This window comes from Oleidesulfovibrio alaskensis DSM 16109, assembly GCF_000482745.1.
GTDB classification, from domain to species: Bacteria; Desulfobacterota; Desulfovibrionia; order Desulfovibrionales; family Desulfovibrionaceae; genus Oleidesulfovibrio; species Oleidesulfovibrio alaskensis.
Map to the genome: position 1 here is coordinate 61,898 of NZ_KI519496.1, position 15,927 is coordinate 77,824.

At 59.8% G+C, this 15,927-nt stretch carries 12 protein-coding genes; 5 read left to right on the forward strand and 7 right to left on the reverse strand.

From position 1 onward, the window contains the following. From H586_RS0116885 to kdsB, 7 genes are all read right to left on the reverse strand, one after another. Complete coding sequence (locus tag H586_RS0116885; RefSeq protein WP_027182606.1) at nucleotides 1–546, reverse strand: FumA C-terminus/TtdB family hydratase beta subunit; 546 nt, start codon at nucleotides 544–546, stop codon at nucleotides 1–3. Continuing rightward, nucleotides 546–1,385 (reverse strand): fumarate hydratase, encoded by an 840-nt coding sequence (locus H586_RS0116890; RefSeq protein ID WP_027182607.1) that lies wholly within the window; start codon nucleotides 1,383–1,385, stop codon nucleotides 546–548. Before H586_RS0116890 ends, H586_RS0116885 begins: the two co-directional genes overlap by 1 nt. A 265-nt stretch (nucleotides 1,386–1,650) precedes the next feature. Continuing rightward, nucleotides 1,651–3,084, reverse strand: a complete 1,434-nt coding sequence (locus H586_RS0116900) for a transferase (protein ID WP_027182608.1) — start codon at nucleotides 3,082–3,084, stop codon at nucleotides 1,651–1,653. A 58-nt stretch (nucleotides 3,085–3,142) separates the two neighbouring features. Next, entirely contained in the window at nucleotides 3,143–5,269 is a 2,127-nt protein-coding gene (locus tag H586_RS0116905) for a SulP family inorganic anion transporter (RefSeq protein ID WP_027182609.1), read from the reverse strand. 976 nt (nucleotides 5,270–6,245) lie between these two features. Then, nucleotides 6,246–7,046, reverse strand: a complete 801-nt coding sequence (locus H586_RS0116930) for a tetratricopeptide repeat protein (protein WP_027182612.1) — start codon at nucleotides 7,044–7,046, stop codon at nucleotides 6,246–6,248. A 21-nt stretch (nucleotides 7,047–7,067) separates the two neighbouring features. Next, entirely contained in the window at nucleotides 7,068–8,195 is a 1,128-nt protein-coding gene (gene carA, locus H586_RS0116935) for a glutamine-hydrolyzing carbamoyl-phosphate synthase small subunit (protein WP_011369315.1), read from the reverse strand. Continuing rightward, complete coding sequence (gene kdsB / locus H586_RS0116940; protein ID WP_011369316.1) at nucleotides 8,192–8,941, reverse strand: 3-deoxy-manno-octulosonate cytidylyltransferase; 750 nt, start codon at nucleotides 8,939–8,941, stop codon at nucleotides 8,192–8,194. Before kdsB ends, carA begins: the two co-directional genes overlap by 4 nt. Nucleotides 8,942–9,222: 281 nt before the next feature. Here kdsB and H586_RS0116945 point away from each other — a divergent pair, with 281 nt between their 5' ends. The 5 genes from H586_RS0116945 to H586_RS0116965 all read left to right on the forward strand — a co-directional run bounded on the left by H586_RS0116945 (nucleotide 9,223) and on the right by H586_RS0116965 (nucleotide 15,798). Further along, nucleotides 9,223–10,809 (forward strand): peptide chain release factor 3, encoded by a 1,587-nt coding sequence (locus H586_RS0116945; protein WP_011369317.1) that lies wholly within the window; start codon nucleotides 9,223–9,225, stop codon nucleotides 10,807–10,809. A 55-nt stretch (nucleotides 10,810–10,864) separates the two neighbouring features. Further along, nucleotides 10,865–12,121, forward strand: coding sequence for a toxin-antitoxin system YwqK family antitoxin (locus tag H586_RS0116950; protein ID WP_027182613.1), 1,257 nt, complete (start codon nucleotides 10,865–10,867; stop codon nucleotides 12,119–12,121). Between the two features lie 183 nt (nucleotides 12,122–12,304). Further along, nucleotides 12,305–13,381, forward strand: a complete 1,077-nt coding sequence (locus H586_RS0116955; protein ID WP_027182614.1) for a UDP-glucose--hexose-1-phosphate uridylyltransferase — start codon at nucleotides 12,305–12,307, stop codon at nucleotides 13,379–13,381. Beyond that, nucleotides 13,378–14,682 (forward strand): galactokinase, encoded by a 1,305-nt coding sequence (locus H586_RS0116960; RefSeq protein ID WP_234702990.1) that lies wholly within the window; start codon nucleotides 13,378–13,380, stop codon nucleotides 14,680–14,682. Before H586_RS0116955 ends, H586_RS0116960 begins: the two co-directional genes overlap by 4 nt. 111 nt (nucleotides 14,683–14,793) lie before the next feature. Continuing rightward, on the forward strand, nucleotides 14,794–15,798 hold the full coding sequence (locus H586_RS0116965) for a LacI family DNA-binding transcriptional regulator (protein ID WP_027182616.1): 1,005 nt from the start codon (nucleotides 14,794–14,796) through the stop codon (nucleotides 15,796–15,798). Nucleotides 15,799–15,927 lie beyond the last annotated feature (129 nt).

Genomic DNA, 15,927 nt, shown 5'->3' on the forward strand with positions numbered 1-15,927 from the left:
TCACAGATCAAGTTTGGGGGTTACATACAGCTCGCCGCCGCAGGCATCGTTGATCACCAGCAGCGGAAAATCACGCACCGTCAGCCTGCGCACGGCTTCCGGGCCCAGCTCTTCATAGGCCACAACCTCGGCGGCCAGAACACACTGTGACAGCAGCGCACCGGCGCCGCCCGTGGCTCCCAGATACACAGCGCCATGCTCACACATGGCGTTGCGCACCGTGTCGCTGCGCTTGCCCTTGCCTATGGTGGCACGCACCCCCAGTGCAAGCATGCGGGGAGTGTAGCTGTCCATCCGGCCGCTTGTGGTGGGCCCTGCCGACCCGATGGGGCGTCCCGGCGGCGCGGGTGCCGGTCCCACATAGTACACGACCGCTCCTTCCGTCGGAAAAGGCGGGGTGCCGCCGCTGTCCAGCTGTTCCATGATGCGTTTGTGCGCCGCATCGCGGGCTGTATATATATCGCCCGAAAGCAGCACGACATCACCGGCGCGCAGTTGCAGCACATCCTCAGACCTGAGTGGTGTGGTAAGATGCCAGGTAGCCATCAGAGAATCACCTCTCTGTGCCGCGCCGAATGGCACTGCACATTCACCGCCACAGGCAGGCTGGCAATATGGCAGGGATGCAGGGCAATTTTCACAGCCAGACATGTCGTGCGTCCGCCAAGGCCCATGGGACCGATGCCCAGCGCGTTGAGCGCATCCAGCAGCTCGGTTTCCATGGCGGCCACTTCCGCATCGGGGTGCACGTCGTCCAGTCTGCGGAACAGCGCCCGCTTTGCCCGCGCGGGAGCAAGGTCGAACGTACCGCCTATACCCACTCCCACGATGGTGGGCGGGCAGGGGTTGGGACCGGCTTCGGCCATGCGGCGTACCACAAATTCCTTTATACCCTGCCAGCCCTGCGCGGGGGTCAGCATGGTGCAGCGCGACATGTTTTCGCTGCCGCCGCCTTTGGCCATATAGCGTATGGTCAGCCGGTCGCCTTCCACCAGTTCCGTATGCACGATGGCGGGACGGTTGTCGCCGGTGTTGCAGCGCGTAAGCGGATGGCACATGGACTTGCGCAGGCAGCCTTCTTCATACGCCTGCGCCATGGCGCTGTTCAGCACATGCTGCAGCGAACCGCCACCCAGACGCACGTCTTCGCCCATTTCCACAAAAAAGACCGCAGCGCCGGTGTCCTGACACAATGCCAGTCCGCCGGATGCGGCAAGGTCGGCGTTTTCCAGCAGCTGACGCAGCACCTCTCTGCCCGAAGCCGAAGTCTCACTCTCCATGCTGCTTTTCAATGCGGCGTACACATCATCGCCCAACACCCTGTTGGCGGCCAGAATCATCTGCCGTACCGCAGCGTGCACAGCGGACGCTTCTATTATCCTCATATGGTCACACCTTTTCCGACATATTGCAGACATACCGGCCCGCGCGGCGGCATACGGCACCGGACACGGCCCCGTCCGCGCGCGCAACCCCTGTCTTAAACGTCTTCTTTGCGTTCGTCACCCCCATACAGTGGCATAACATGCCCCGCATGTTCATTTTTTGCACCATATCCGCCGGAGAGATCGCACATAAAAAAGCCGCCCCTTACGGGGCGGCCGTCAATGTTTCAGGTTTCCGGCGGTGCGGCGCACAGGCCGCAGCCCGCTAGGAGCCGTTGTTGGGCTGAATGAGAATGGTCGGATACATGCCGCGCGGGTCACCGTCCTGATAGGGCTGGATGATGTTGAACGTGAAGTTCTTACCCTTCTGTGCGTGTCCTGTGCCTTCGCTGCCATCAAAAAATGCACCGTTTTCGCTGAGAATACGTTTGATGCGCTTTTTGAAGGAATCAAGGAACGGACCGCCCTTGCCGCGGAAGGTCATACGCCCCATGGTCACTTCACCGTCCACTTTGGCAAACTCTTCAAAGCTGATGGAATGGGCAGCCAGATCGGCCTTGTTGCGGATATATCCCCACACAAGGTGACCGGCCGGAATTTCCAGCGGCTCTTCCAGATCGATGATGGTGTGCGGCATGACCACGCATCCGTCACCGATTTTCAGCGGACTGCTTTCGCTGCCCTGCAGGAACGAGTTGAACCCGGTGAAGATCATGTCGCCCAGATGCGCGTTGATGATCTTTCCGCCGTGGGCAGTGACGCAGTTGCGTTCCAGACGGCTGTTGATGATGTAGCAGTTTTCCTGCGCGTTGCTGCCCTTGCCCATCCATGCGTTATCCAGATAGGCGCGCTGTGACACCAGCACATTTTCGCCGATGACGGTGTCGCCTTTTATGACGGCATATCCGCTGACGGACGCACCGGAAGCCGACCCGGCGCCGCTGGCCATATGACCCGAGGCAAAGACCTCCTCGAAATCCTCCTGCCGCACTTCCACAAACTCCATGAGGACGCCTGTGGGGCAGGAACCGGCTTCCTGCGATATGTACTTGTCAAGAATGGCTTTATCAAAGCTGTAGTGGAACTCCAGCTCATCACCGCTCTTTATCCATATCTGTCCGGGTTCCACGCATTTGCCCACCAGTTCGCCTGTCTGCACATACGAGAAGTAGCGCACCACGCTGTTGTGGATGGTGGAAAGGTCCACCGTTGCAAAGGAACCGATGAAGCTGCCTTCCGTAAGCGAACCGTGGATGTTTGCATAAGGCATGGCCACGGTGTTGCGGATGGTGAACTCTTCCGGCGATTCCGGATCGTGCGAGTTGGAATGCACCAGCGTCTTGTTCAGAAAGCTGTCCTTGATGGTGATGACCTCGTCGTCATGCAGAGGAATCATCTTGCCGTCGCAGACAAAATGCTGACCCTTGCGCTTCAGTTCGTCACCGCGGATATCGCTCTTGTACAACGCAGAATGCAGCACGTTGACACGGCCCAGAAAGTAGCTGCCGGCAAGACTCGAGTTCTTGAAGTGGAAATGCACGGGGTCATCGGCCGAAAGGCCGTAGAATGCATAGAACTTCGAGTAATGCAGGTGCGGCGTCTGCCGGCGCACGTAGTCGCCCACGTCAAACTTCTGATGGCGAAGGTTGACGTTCACCCGGTCAATGATGCGCTCCAGAAGCAATTCCAGCTGCGTCATGGCTTGTCTCCGTAACAGCGCGGTCCCATTGCCGCGGGACCGCAGTTGTCGGTTGTTCCTACGTCAATGCGCAGTAGGTTGTTAGCGGACAGTTGTCCTCGGCTCCGTTTTTATGAGCCTTTTCATGGATTTCGCACAAGGCAGCGTCCATGGTCGCGTATATGTGGTCTTCTCCGATGCGTTCCCACACGTGGGTACGCTTGAGCACCGCAGTGACAGCCTCGTTCATGCCCGAAAAAGACAGATCGATGCCGGCGCTGCGTACACGGTCGATAAGCAGTCCCAGTGCTTCTTCGCCCGATGCGTCAATATCGTTGATGCCGTTGCACACTATCAGAATGTGGCGCAGGCGGGGCATGGCCTCCATGCGTTCCATTATCTGGTCTTCCAGAAAGCTGGCGTTGGCGAAAAACAGCGGCCCGTCAAAACGGACAACGGCCATATACTCGCACTGACGCAGCCCTCTGGCCTCCGCATCGCGCATATCCAGATTTTCGTCGCGCGACAGGTTCGCCACGCGGGGACGCATGGATTTATACAGGAACACACCCAGCGACAGCACCACGCCCACAAAGATACCCTTGTCCAGATGCGGCGCAAACGCCAGCGTGCACAGAAAAGATACAATGGAAATGGCACCGTCGTACCACTGGGCCTTCCATGCATGGCGGAAGCCCTGCGCGTTGATCAGCCCGATAACCGCCATCATGATGACCGCTGCCAGCACCGACTGCGGGAGATGATACAGCAGCGGGGTGAAAAACAGCAGCACAATGACCACAGCCATGGATGTGAACACGCTGGAAAGCCCGCTTACGGCACCGGAAGCCAGGTTGACCGCCGAACGCGAAAACGAACCGGATGCGGGATAGCTTTTGCCCACCGCGCCCAGAATGTTGGCAAGCCCCTGCCCCACAAGTTCCTGGTTGGGGTCAAGACGCTGACCTGTTTTGGCGGCCATGGCCTTGGCAATGGAAATGGCTTCCATAAAGCCCAGCAGCGAAATAATGGCAGCATAGGGAAGCAGCTGCAGCATGACGCTGATATCAAGGGTCGGAATGGAAAGCGTGGGCAGACCGCTGGGCACGGTGCCCACCACCGCACCGCCGCCCATCATGGGCAGTGCGTTCACGTCAAGAGGTCTGTTACCCACCTTCAGGCGCCACACGCGTCCGTCGGTCTGCATACCGTCGGGAGTCTGCCCCTGCTGATAAAAAAGCATGGAGCCGTCGGCCATGACCACACCGTCAAACAGCATGTCGCGCAGCGCGGCTCTGTCGTTATGAATGCCGCCTTTCAGGCGGTCCATGGCCAGCCCCACTTCCTTGATGCGGTATTCCAGCTCAAGGTGGGCATTGTCATCGGCCAGGCCTTTTGCTTCTTCAAGCTTTCTGCCCAGCTCCGCGCGTTTTTCTCCCAGTGCGGGAATGGCGTTCACCTTCTGGTTAAAGGCGGCGATCAGCTCCGAGGCCGCGGGGGCCTTGAGCGCGGTAACGGGAGCCTTGGCATCGTGCTGAAACCCGATACCCCACGATATGGTGGTGGTCAGCGCCACGGCCACCAGCACGTTGGGCACCTTGGGCATGTACCGTTTGAGCAGATACATGATGGCAAAGGCCAGCACCCCCATGACAAGGGTCGGCCAGTGCGTGAAATTCATTGCGCTTTCAATGACGCGGATAATGGTTTCGTAGTGATGCTCGGCTTTGTCCACATACACGCCGAACAGCTTGGAAAGCTGCGAGGTGGCAATGATGATGGCCGCCGCGTTGGTAAACCCGTTGACCACGGGGTGCGACAGAAAGTTAACCACCAGCCCCAGCCGCAGTACACCCAGCGCCAGCTGAAAAAGTCCCACCATCAGAGCCAGCATGATGGCGTATGCTATGTACGCCTCGCTGCCCTGCGTGGCGAGAGGAGCAAGCGAGGCCGAGGTCATCAGTGAGACCACAGCCACCGGACCGGTGGCAAGCTGACGGCTGGAACCGAACAGCGCCGCTACCAGCGGAGGAAGAAAAGAGGCGTACAGACCGTAATATGGAGGCAATCCCGCAAGCTGCGCATAGGCCATGGACTGCGGAATTAGGACCAGCGCCACCGTGAGACCGGAAATCAGATCCGCTCTCAGGCTTTCGCCGGTATACCCTTTGAACCATCCGAGGAAAGGGAAGACTCTCGTCAGCATTCGTTCACCCGTCGCTTTGTATCTTCCGCAGCCGGACGGAATAATCCTGCCCTGCCCGACGCGGAAACTGCCTGAACATGCCGGAAAAAACCGGCAGCGATGCACAAGGATTCCCGGCACCCGCGCGGGCCACTGCGCGCTGCCATGCGGAACCCTGCCGCACCGTCATAACTGCAAACACTCCGGCCAGATGCATACCGGCTGCCCACCGGCGCTTCCGGCTGCCCGCCGGAAAGCATATGTTCAATGCATATGACCAATTGTGACCCTTAAAAATTTTTCTCCCAAAACACAAGGTAAAAATTTCACAAGCTATAATATATGTCAAAACAAAGACATAGAAGTCATTTCGACAGACTTGAAAGTTTTGTCAACCTCTTTCTGGGATGTGATTTTTTACACAGGACGCCTGCCCCCGGGCCGCCGGCACACACGTGCCCCCCGCACAGGCCTGCATGCCGTACGGCTTTGAACACCCCTACCCCGCATCAGGCATGGACCACGGACCCCGCACCCGAAGCGTTTTGGCAGCCAACCCGTACAGGGTATGCCGCAGGCGGCAGAACAGTGCCCCGTCGCACAACGGTTCAAAGCGGCGCACACCTTTTCCGCAGCAGGCTGCAGCAAAATGCAGCAGCGCACCACCATGAGACATCTGCTCGTTCCCGAGTCAAACAAGCGGCCGCAGGTGCACAGGGCATTCTGCACACACCGTGCCTGAAAGAGGTGTTCACGAAAGACAGATTGCCCCGCCATAAAATATTTCTTTATGCATGCCGCATTAGCGCCGCATGCGTTATTCCAATCAAAGCCTAAAACCTGATTATGGGCAGTGTGTCAACACCCGCCATGTTGCATGATGTCCATATGCGTATTTCCTGTGATTTTTTTCGCGCATCAAAAAAAAACGGCCCCGCAACGGGGGCCGTTTCATTTATTATCATTTTCATGCAGACCGGAAGATATCAAACCGGCGTCACTGGATTTTTTTCAGTGCGAAGTTGAGCATCTTTTCCGCTTCCACAAAGTCGGGTTTTAATTTCAGAGCCATACCCGCAGCCTTGGCTACTCTGTCCCACTTGCCCCAGTCCACATACAGCCGGCCGAGGTTAAAAAACAGATGCGGGTCATGCCCCGTGTACTTGGCAGCCTTGAAGTAATACTTTTCGGCCACGTCGAACTTGCCCAGCTTGCGCAGGGCAATGCCGATACGGTTGTACAGATGCACCGACTCGGGGCTTTCATCCAGCGCCTGCGCAAGGTATTCAAAAGCTTCTTCGTAGCGGCCCGCTTTCAGAAAGCGGTCGCCAATCTCGCCCTTCAGCTCGGCATCGTCTTCAAACCGGGCAACCAGTCCGCGGAAGTGTTTCTGCGCATCCTCAAACTGACGGTCGTCCAGCATCTGCTGCCCGCGCCGCATCTCAGCCTCTTTCGACGCTTCAAACTGCCTGAGCTGTTCCTGCGCTTCGGACACGGCGGCCTCTTCCAGCGCCTTGACCAGCGATGCCACCACATCCAGCACTTCACGTTCCGCACCGGGTTTGTAAGAAATGGTCAACGGAAAAACCCTGCGCAGTTCGGCGTCATTATTCAGATGATGCGCCGCATCATCCAGCAGACGCTCGAATTCCTCTTTCTCCGCCTTCATCAGCGGGTTTTTAAGAACAGCCAGCAAAGCAGTGTGATACGACTGCGCAGCGGGCATAACCTTGCCCTGCCGCAGCAGCGAACGCACCTGCGTAAGCTGTTTCCGCGCTCTGGTCAGTTCAGCAGACATTCTTTTCTCCGGTCGGCACGGCTACTTTCCCAGATGTTCGCGCAGCAGTTTGCGGAACCTGCCGAAGAAGTAGTGGCTGTCGTTGGGTCCCGGGCTGGCTTCGGGGTGGTGCTGCACCGAAATGACCGGTTTGACGGTATGCTCGAAACCCTCAAGCGTATTGTCATTCAGGTTCACATGGGTCACACGCACATCGGGAACTGCATCCAACTCTACACAGAACCCGTGGTTTTGCGAAGAGACTTCTATGCGCCCCGTTGTCAGGTCCTTCACCGGGCTGTTGCAGCCGTGGTGCCCGAATTTAAGCTTGCGCGTGGTACCGCCCAGCGCATGCCCGAGCAGCTGATGCCCCAGACAGATGCCGGCCACGGGCATCATGTCGGTCAGTTTTGCGATTTCGGCTATTTCAGCCTTCAGCGTTGCCGGGTCTCCGGGACCGTTGGAAAGGAACACGGCCTCGGCACCGCAACGCTGCACGTCCTGCGCGGTAAAAGAAGGCGGCACCACAAGCAGGTCCAGTCCTTCTGCGGCAAGCAGGCGCAGAATATTCCATTTGATGCCGAAGTCATAGACCACCACACGCGGCCCCTTGCCCGGCCATGCGTACACCCCGTCCTGCAGAGTCACTTTCTGAGGGCGCTCGCCGTCCCAGCGGTAAGGGCTTTCGGGTGCCACGCGCACAACCAGATTCTGGCCTTCCATGGACGGCAGGTCTTTTGCCCGCTGCACCAGCGCCGCGGGGTCGGTCTCCGCAGTGGAGATAATGCCCCGCATGGCTCCGTGCATGCGCAGATGACGGGTAAGGGCGCGGGTGTCTATGCCTTCGATGCCCATAATTCCGTTACGCTTGAGATAATCGGGAAGCGACGCCACGGAACGCCAGTTGGAGGGCACCTTGCAGCATTCCTTAACAATGAACGCCTCAACGTGCACCTTGCCGGATTCCACGTCTTCGCGGGTCACTCCGTAGTTGCCGATAAGCGGATAGGTCATGCAGACCATCTGCCCCGCATACGAAGGATCCGTCAGCACTTCCTGATAGCCGGTCATGCCGGTGTTGAAAATCACCTCACCACCCGTCTCTCCGGGGCCGGTAAAGGAACGGCCTTCCAGTACGAAGCCGTCTTCAAGGGCCAGCAGCGCTCTCATCCTTCGTTCTCCCGTATCATGTTGATAATTACGTCGATATCCCCGGGGCGGTCCACACCGTGCGTCCGGTATGCCGTTTCCACCACCCGTATGGGTATATTGTTTTCCAGAAGCCGCAGCTGCTCCAGTTTTTCCGTACGCTCAAGCACGGACTGTTCCAGCTGCGTAAAACGCCGCAGAGCCTGATACCGGAAAGCATACAGCCCCACGTGCCCCATGCAGGGCGCACCGGACTGCCCGTCGCGGCAGTACGGTATGGCTGCCCGCGAAAAATACAGAGCGTCACCCCCCGCCGTGCACACCACCTTGACCACATCGGGACAGGCGGCCTGCTGCGGGCTGATGGCCCGCGCCAGAGTGGTTACCTGCACGGCGGCATCTTCAGCAAAAGGCCGCACCAGCTCGGAAAGCATGCGCGGCTCCAGTGCGGGCTCGTCACCCTGAATATTAACCACCACGGCGTCCTCGTCCAGCTGCAGCAGCGTTGCCGCTTCAAAAACGCGGTCGGTGCCGCTGGGGTGGTCGGAACGGGTCATCACATACGGCACGTCCAGCGCGTGCGCCGCTTCCGCAATCCGTCCGTCGTCCGTGGCCAGCACCACCTGCTGCAGCTGCGGACACAGGCTTGCCCTGTGCCACACATGCCAGAACATGGGGCGGCCCTGAATATCTGCCAACGGTTTGCCGGGAAAACGGGAAGAATCGTATCGTGCCGGGATTATTCCGTAACATGCTGTTGCGGTCATGAGTCCTGCCGGAATATAGCTGCGTGGCGGCGGGTGCCGCCCGGTAACAGTGCGCCAAATCGATGGACTATACCTGCAAACGCCGCAGGAGGAAAGAGCTTTCAACCGGCCGGAACCCGCACGGACTGCCGCAAATCGGCAGGACACGCAACATACTGCCGCTGCGGATTATTTTCAGCGCTCATGCCTTATGTTGACCGCACACCGCATCTATAGCATAACACCGCCCTCGCGGGTGTCCCTTGCAGGGCGCCGCAAAACCACCCCGCCGAGGTTTCACCGTGAACAGGGAACATCAGAGAGAAGTAGACAAACGCCGCACGTTCGGCATCATCAGCCACCCCGACGCAGGCAAGACGACCCTTACCGAAAAGCTGCTGCTTTTCGGCGGGGCCATACAGATGGCCGGCACCGTCAAGTCGCGCAAGGCAGCCCGCCACGCCACGTCAGACTGGATGGCCATGGAGCAGGAACGCGGCATATCCGTCACCACCTCGGTGATGAAGTTCCACCACAACGGCTACGAAATAAATCTTCTCGATACCCCCGGTCACCAGGATTTCTCGGAAGACACCTACCGGGTGCTCACCGCGGTGGACAGCGCGCTGCTGGTCATCGACTCCGCCAAAGGCGTGGAAGCGCAGACCCTGAAGCTGATGGATGTGTGCCGCATGCGCAGCACTCCCATTGTCACCTTCATCAACAAGCTGGACCGTGACGGCCTGCATCCGCTGGAAGTGATGGATGACATTGAAAGCCGCCTCAATATCCAGTGCAGTCCGCTTACCTGGCCCATCGGCATGGGAGCGGATTTTAAAGGCACATGGGACATACGCACCGGACGGCTGCATATGTTCACCCCCGCCAACGACGGGCGCATCGCCTCGGGGCGCATCATTGAAGGACTGGACAACCCGGAACTGGACGAAGCGCTGGGCGAACAGGCCGTTACGCTGCGTGACGAGCTGGCGCTGCTGGCAGAAGCCGGAAACCCCTTTGATAAGGAACGGTACCTCAAAGGTGAACTGACCCCGGTGTTTTTCGGTTCGGCCATCAACAATTTCGGTGTGCGTGAAATGCTGGACACCTTTGTGGATCTGGCACCGGCTCCCCAGCCGCGTCCGGCCACAACCCGCACGGTTTCACCCTATGAAGAAGATTTTTCCGGTGTGGTTTTTAAGATTCAGGCAAACATGGACAAAAACCACCGCGACCGCATCGCCTTCATGCGTATCTGCTCCGGCAAGTTCACACGCGGCATGAAAGTGCGTCATCACCGCATCGGCAAAGAAGTGGCACTGGCCAATGCCACCATATTCATGGCGCAGGACAGAACCGGCGTGGAAGAGGCATGGCCCGGCGACATCATAGGCATACACAATCACGGCACCATCAAGATAGGGGACACTTTTTCCCTACGCGAGCCGCTGAAATTTGTCGGCATACCCAACTTTGCCCCCGAACATTTCCGCAGGGTGGTGCTGCGCGACCCCATGAAGGCCAAACAACTGCAAAAAGGTCTGGAGCAGCTGGCCGAAGAAGGCGCCGTACAGCTTTTCCGGCCGCTTCTCGGCAATGACTATATTCTCGGCGCCGTGGGTGTGCTGCAGTTTGAAGTCATCGTGGCCCGGCTAAAAGACGAATACAACGTCAACGCCCTGTATGAAGGCTGCAACATAACCACGGCACGCTGGCTGCACACCGACGACCCCAAAACCATGGCCGAATTCCGCGACTACTACCGCAGCGAACTGGCCATGGACGCGGAAGGCTGCCTTGCCTATCTTGCGCCCAACCCGTGGCGGCTTGAATCCGCAGTGGAGCGCTATCCCAAAATGGAATTCCGCACCACGCGTGAAATCAGCTAGCACTGCGTCCGCCGAGGGCAGTTCCGCCGCGGCAACATCAGCGAGGTACTCCGCCATGCGGTCACACAGCGTTCTTTTTATTTTCTGCACCTGCCTTGCCTTCTGCATCGGCGCAGACGCAGCGACCGGACACAGGGCGCTTGCCGCACAGCAGGACGAGTCATGGCCCGCGGCACGTGTGCTGCATGAAGAACACTACCCCGACGGAACACTCAAACTGCGGCGCACCACAAGCTTTTCCGACATGTTTGAAACGGAATACCGCTACAGCCGCAACGGCACGCTGGTATCCACCACGGAGTATACTGACGGCAAGCTCCGCAACGTGACGGAAGAGCTGGGCCACGGCCTGCAACGGCAGACATCCTTCCATCCTGACGGGGTGACCCCGCACTGGGAAAGGACGAGGGAAGCCGTCGGCGAAGGCAAATTCCGCACGACCCGCGCCACCGGCGACTCGTTTGTTTACCGCCCCGACGGAACGCTGAAAACCAGAGCCCTGTACCGCGAAGGGTACAAGGTGCTGTCCGAAGAATTCAGCCCTGACGGAACGATGACCATACGCCGCAGCCATTACAAGGCCAATGACAGCCTGATTCCGGTACACCTGCTTATGCAGCCCGGCCCCCCGCCGCGGTTCTGTTCCGCGCTGGACCGCCGCGTGACCACGGCAGCGGGTGACGATGTGTTTCAGACAATCACCTGCTCGGGCAGCACGCGCCTGCTGGTCACCCCGTTTTTCAGCCTGCGCACGGAACAGCTCCCATCGGGCGGTACGCTGACAACAGTGCTCGACTCCGACGGTTCGGCACTGGCCACGCTGGAACCGGCGCAAAGCCACAGCAAGTACGTCACATTATACGCCTATGATGATATTCAGGCGGTGCTCTACAAAAAAAAGGGCATTTTCGGCACCACGGAGCGGAGTATCTTTTTCAAGCTGCGCACGCCGTGGCCTGACACCGGACAGGCCGGAGAAGGACAGAGTCTCTGCCCGTACCGGCTTGTGCAGTACTACACGTCGGCAGTCTCCATGGAATTCGACGAGCGGGAAGAACTTGCGGACCTCATGCTCAGCCGCGACAAGCGTATCGTGCACTGGCTGCGCCTGTACGGGCATATCGTGGTCCTCGACCAGCGTTACGACCTGCGCCCCGATCAGGAATCCATCATCACACAGGTTTTCGTGGACGGCAAAACCGCAGGAGAAGTGCACTTTATGGGCAGGCCCGACCATCTGGCCCACCCGCTGGAAGACGGCCGCGTTCTGCACGTGACCCCCAAGGACCTCTGGCTGGAAGAACAACCCTAGCCGCCACCGCCCTTTTACCCCGCGCTGCGGCTGCGGCTGCGGGCGCCCGCATGCCTGTCAGACACAGGCCCCCCACGTTTTTTGTATCCGCAAATTGCAAACGTTTGCATCAGCAACGGAAGTCCGTTAGGGTTACCCGGAAAACAACCCGGCACTCAGACCGGTGTCTTCCGGAGACATGCCATGGGCCTGCAACCGTACAAGGACATTCCGCACACACGGCGCAACGCGCTGACAGGCGAATGGGTGCTGGTGTCGCCCCACAGGGCAATGCGCCCCTGGCAGGGGCAGCAGGACGCACCCGACACCACCGTCATGCCCGCCTATGACCCGCAGTGTTATCTGTGTCCGGGCAACCTGCGCACAGGCGGTGCCCGCAACCCGCACTACAGCGGCGTATTCGTCTTCGACAACGACTTTCAGGCACTGAAAACGCCCGGCAGCCGCACCGCGCAAAGCCCCCCCCGCAAAAACGACGACCTGTTTGCCGCCAGACCCGAGACTGGCATCTGCCGTGTCGTATGTTACTCTCCCCGCCACGACCTGACCATGGCCCGCATGCAGCCCGCACAGGCAGAGGCCGTCATCACCGCGTGGCAGCACGAGTATGCCGCACTGTGCTCACGGCAGGATATCGGGTATGTCCAGATTTTTGAAAACAGAGGCGCCATGATGGGCTGCTCCAACCCGCATCCCCACGGGCAGATATGGGCCAGCAGCTCCGTGCCGCACATCGCCGCGCAGGAAGACACCATGCAGCGCCGCCACCTGCAGCAACACGGCGACTGCCTGCTCTGCAGATACACCGCTCTGGAAGAAGAATACAAAGAGCGTGTGGTCTTCAGCAATGACTCGTTCTGCGCGGTGGTACCCTACTGGGCGGTGTGGCCCTTTGAAACCATGCTTCTGCCGCGCAGGCATGCCGCCGACATCACAGACATGACTCCGGCGGAAAAAACCGATCTCGCGCATGCGCTCATACGGCTGACCACCAGATACGACAACCTGTTCCGCACGCCTTTTCCCTATTCCATGGGCATACACCAGCAGCCCTGCAAGGGCGCTTCTCCGCAGGCGTGGCATTACCATTTTCACTTCTATCCGCCGCTGCTGCGTTCCGCATCGGTACGCAAATTCATGGTGGGCTATGAAATGCTGGGCAGCCCGCAGCGCGACCTGACAGCAGAGAGCGCGGCGGACAGGCTGCGCGCCCTTTCCGACGTGCATTACACGGGCCTGCGGCAGGGGTCTGCAACATGATGCCCGCGCTGCTTACGCAGCAGGAAATGCTGAACGCCCTGCATAGGGGGGCACTGGACGCGGGGCTGCGCGCCCTGTACGCGCCGGACAGCGACAGCGGGCACACAGCCGCTGCGGCACGCATCCGGCTGGAAAACCTGCTGCATGAACATCTGCACCGCTACGGCCCGCGGCCTGTGGGTATTTTCAGCGCGCCCGGCCGTACGGAACTGGCAGGCAACCATACCGACCACAACAGGGGTGTGGTGGTGGCGGCAGCAGTCACACTGGACTGTCTGGCCGTGGCTTCTGCCCGCGCCGACCTGCGCGTGCATCTGGTTTCCGCCGGATTTGCCCGTCCGGTGGGCCTGACACTGGATGACCTGCAGCCGCGCGCGGACGAAAAAGAAACCCCCGCGGCCATCGTCAGAGGCATGGCTGCCGGCATACACGGCCTGATGCCCCTCTGCGGGTTCGATGCCTGTGTGCACAGTACGGTTCCCGTGGGTGCGGGACTCAGCTCCTCCGCAGCATTCGAGGTGCTCTGCGGCCGCATTTTTTCAGGCTGGCATTCCGGTTACGTCCTCACTCAGCAAACGCTGGCGGCACTGGCCCATACCGCAGAATCCCGTTATTTCGGCAAGCCATGCGGCGAAATGGATCAACTGGCCTGCGCGGGCAGCGGAGCTTCGGTCATCCGCTTCGGCATGCCGCAGGGCAAAAACGTTGAAGCCGTGCCCGTCAATATTGCGGAAGCCGGCTATCAGCTTGCGGTTGTAAACACGGGGGGCAGCCACGCCGACCTGACGGCGGAATACGCCGCCATACCCGCAGAGATGCGCCGCGCCGCGGCCGTACTGGGCAAGCAGCAGGCCCACGGCATCACCGCCGCAGAGGTGCTGCGCCACGCCGCAGCCATCCGCAATGCGGCCGGAGACCGGGCCCTGCTGCGGCTGCTTCATTTTGCCGAAGAGACACAGCGTGCCGAAGCCGTGGCACAGGCGCTGCGTCACAACCGCACGCAGGAATTGCTGCGGCTGGTCAATGCCAGCGGCGATTCTTCGTGGCGGCTGCTGCAAAACTGCTACCCCGCCGGTGCGTCCGCCCAGCCCCTGCCCGTGGCGCTGGAAACGACCCGCCTGCAACTGGACGGACAAGGGGCATGGCGTGTGCACGGCGGAGGATTTGCCGGTACCATACAGGTCTATGTGCCGCAGCGGCTCATGGCCGGCTACACAAAGTGCATGGAACAGCTTTTCGGCGCCGGGTGTGTCATCCCGCTGGATATCCGCGGCAGCGGCCTGCACCGGCTGTTCCCGTAAGTCAGCTCCGCAGGCAAAAAAAGCCGTGCCGCTTTTGACAAAACCATGTAAATGAGGTCAAACTGCAAACGTTTGCAGCAACTGCGGCACCCGCCGCAAAACGGACAGCGCATGCGCCAGTACACCATTAAAGACATCGCCAGAGAACTGGGGGTTTCACCCTCGACGGTGTCGCGTGCGCTCAGCGGACACCCCGGCATCAGCGCCCGGACCCGCAGCAGGGTTCAGGAACTGGCCCGTCTGCACAACTACCAGCCCAACCTGCTCGCTAAAAGTCTGCAGCAGAAACATTCCAGCACCATCGGCGTCATTGTGCCGGAGATCCGCCACGACTTTTTCGCCGCCACCATCAGCGGCATCGAAGAGGTGGCCTACACGGCAGGATACGCCATCATGGTCTGCCAGAGCCATGAAACACTCGACCGCGAAACAACCAACATAGCCGCACTGCTGGGACAGCGTATAGCGGGCCTGCTGCTTTCCGTCTCGTGCCGCACGCACGACGCACGGCATCTTGCTCCGGTGCTGCGCAGCCGGACGCCTCTGGTGATTTTCGACAGAGTGCCCGAAGGGTTTGCAGGCAGCACAGTCACCACCGACGACGAGCAGGGAGCCTGTGACATCACAGCGCTGCTGCTGCAAAAAGGCTACCGGCGCATAGCCCACATAGGAGGCCCCCCGCATCTGGCCATAAGCCGCCGACGGTACGCAGGCTATGCAAAAGCCCTTGCCGCGGCGGGAATGCCGCAGTTTTCCGGATACCATATTCAGGGCGGCTTTGACGAAGAAGACGGCAGACGCGGCGCCATGCAGCTTTTTGACCTTGCGCAGCCGCCTGACGCCATCATGGCCGTCACCGACCCTGTGGCACTGGGAGTGTACAGCGCCGCGCGGCAGCGGGGTTTGCGCATACCGCAGGATATAGCGGTCACCGGATTCAGCGGCAACCCCGTGGGCGAACTGATCACCCCGCGCCTGACAACAGTATACCAGCCAGCCTTTGAAATGGGCAGACGCGCCGCCGGCCTGCTGCTGGAACAGATACGCGGCGCCGCGGCACAAAGCACAGCAACCGTGTCATTGCCCACGCGTGTGGTTGTGCGCGAATCGGCGTAGAGGCAGACATGAGCAGCACGCAGGATACATGTTTTACGCACCTGTCAGGTGCGCATACTGTCAGACCGCAACCCTGCGCAACAATACCGCACTGTTCCTGCCCTGCTTTCCGGCGTATTCCGTGGCCCG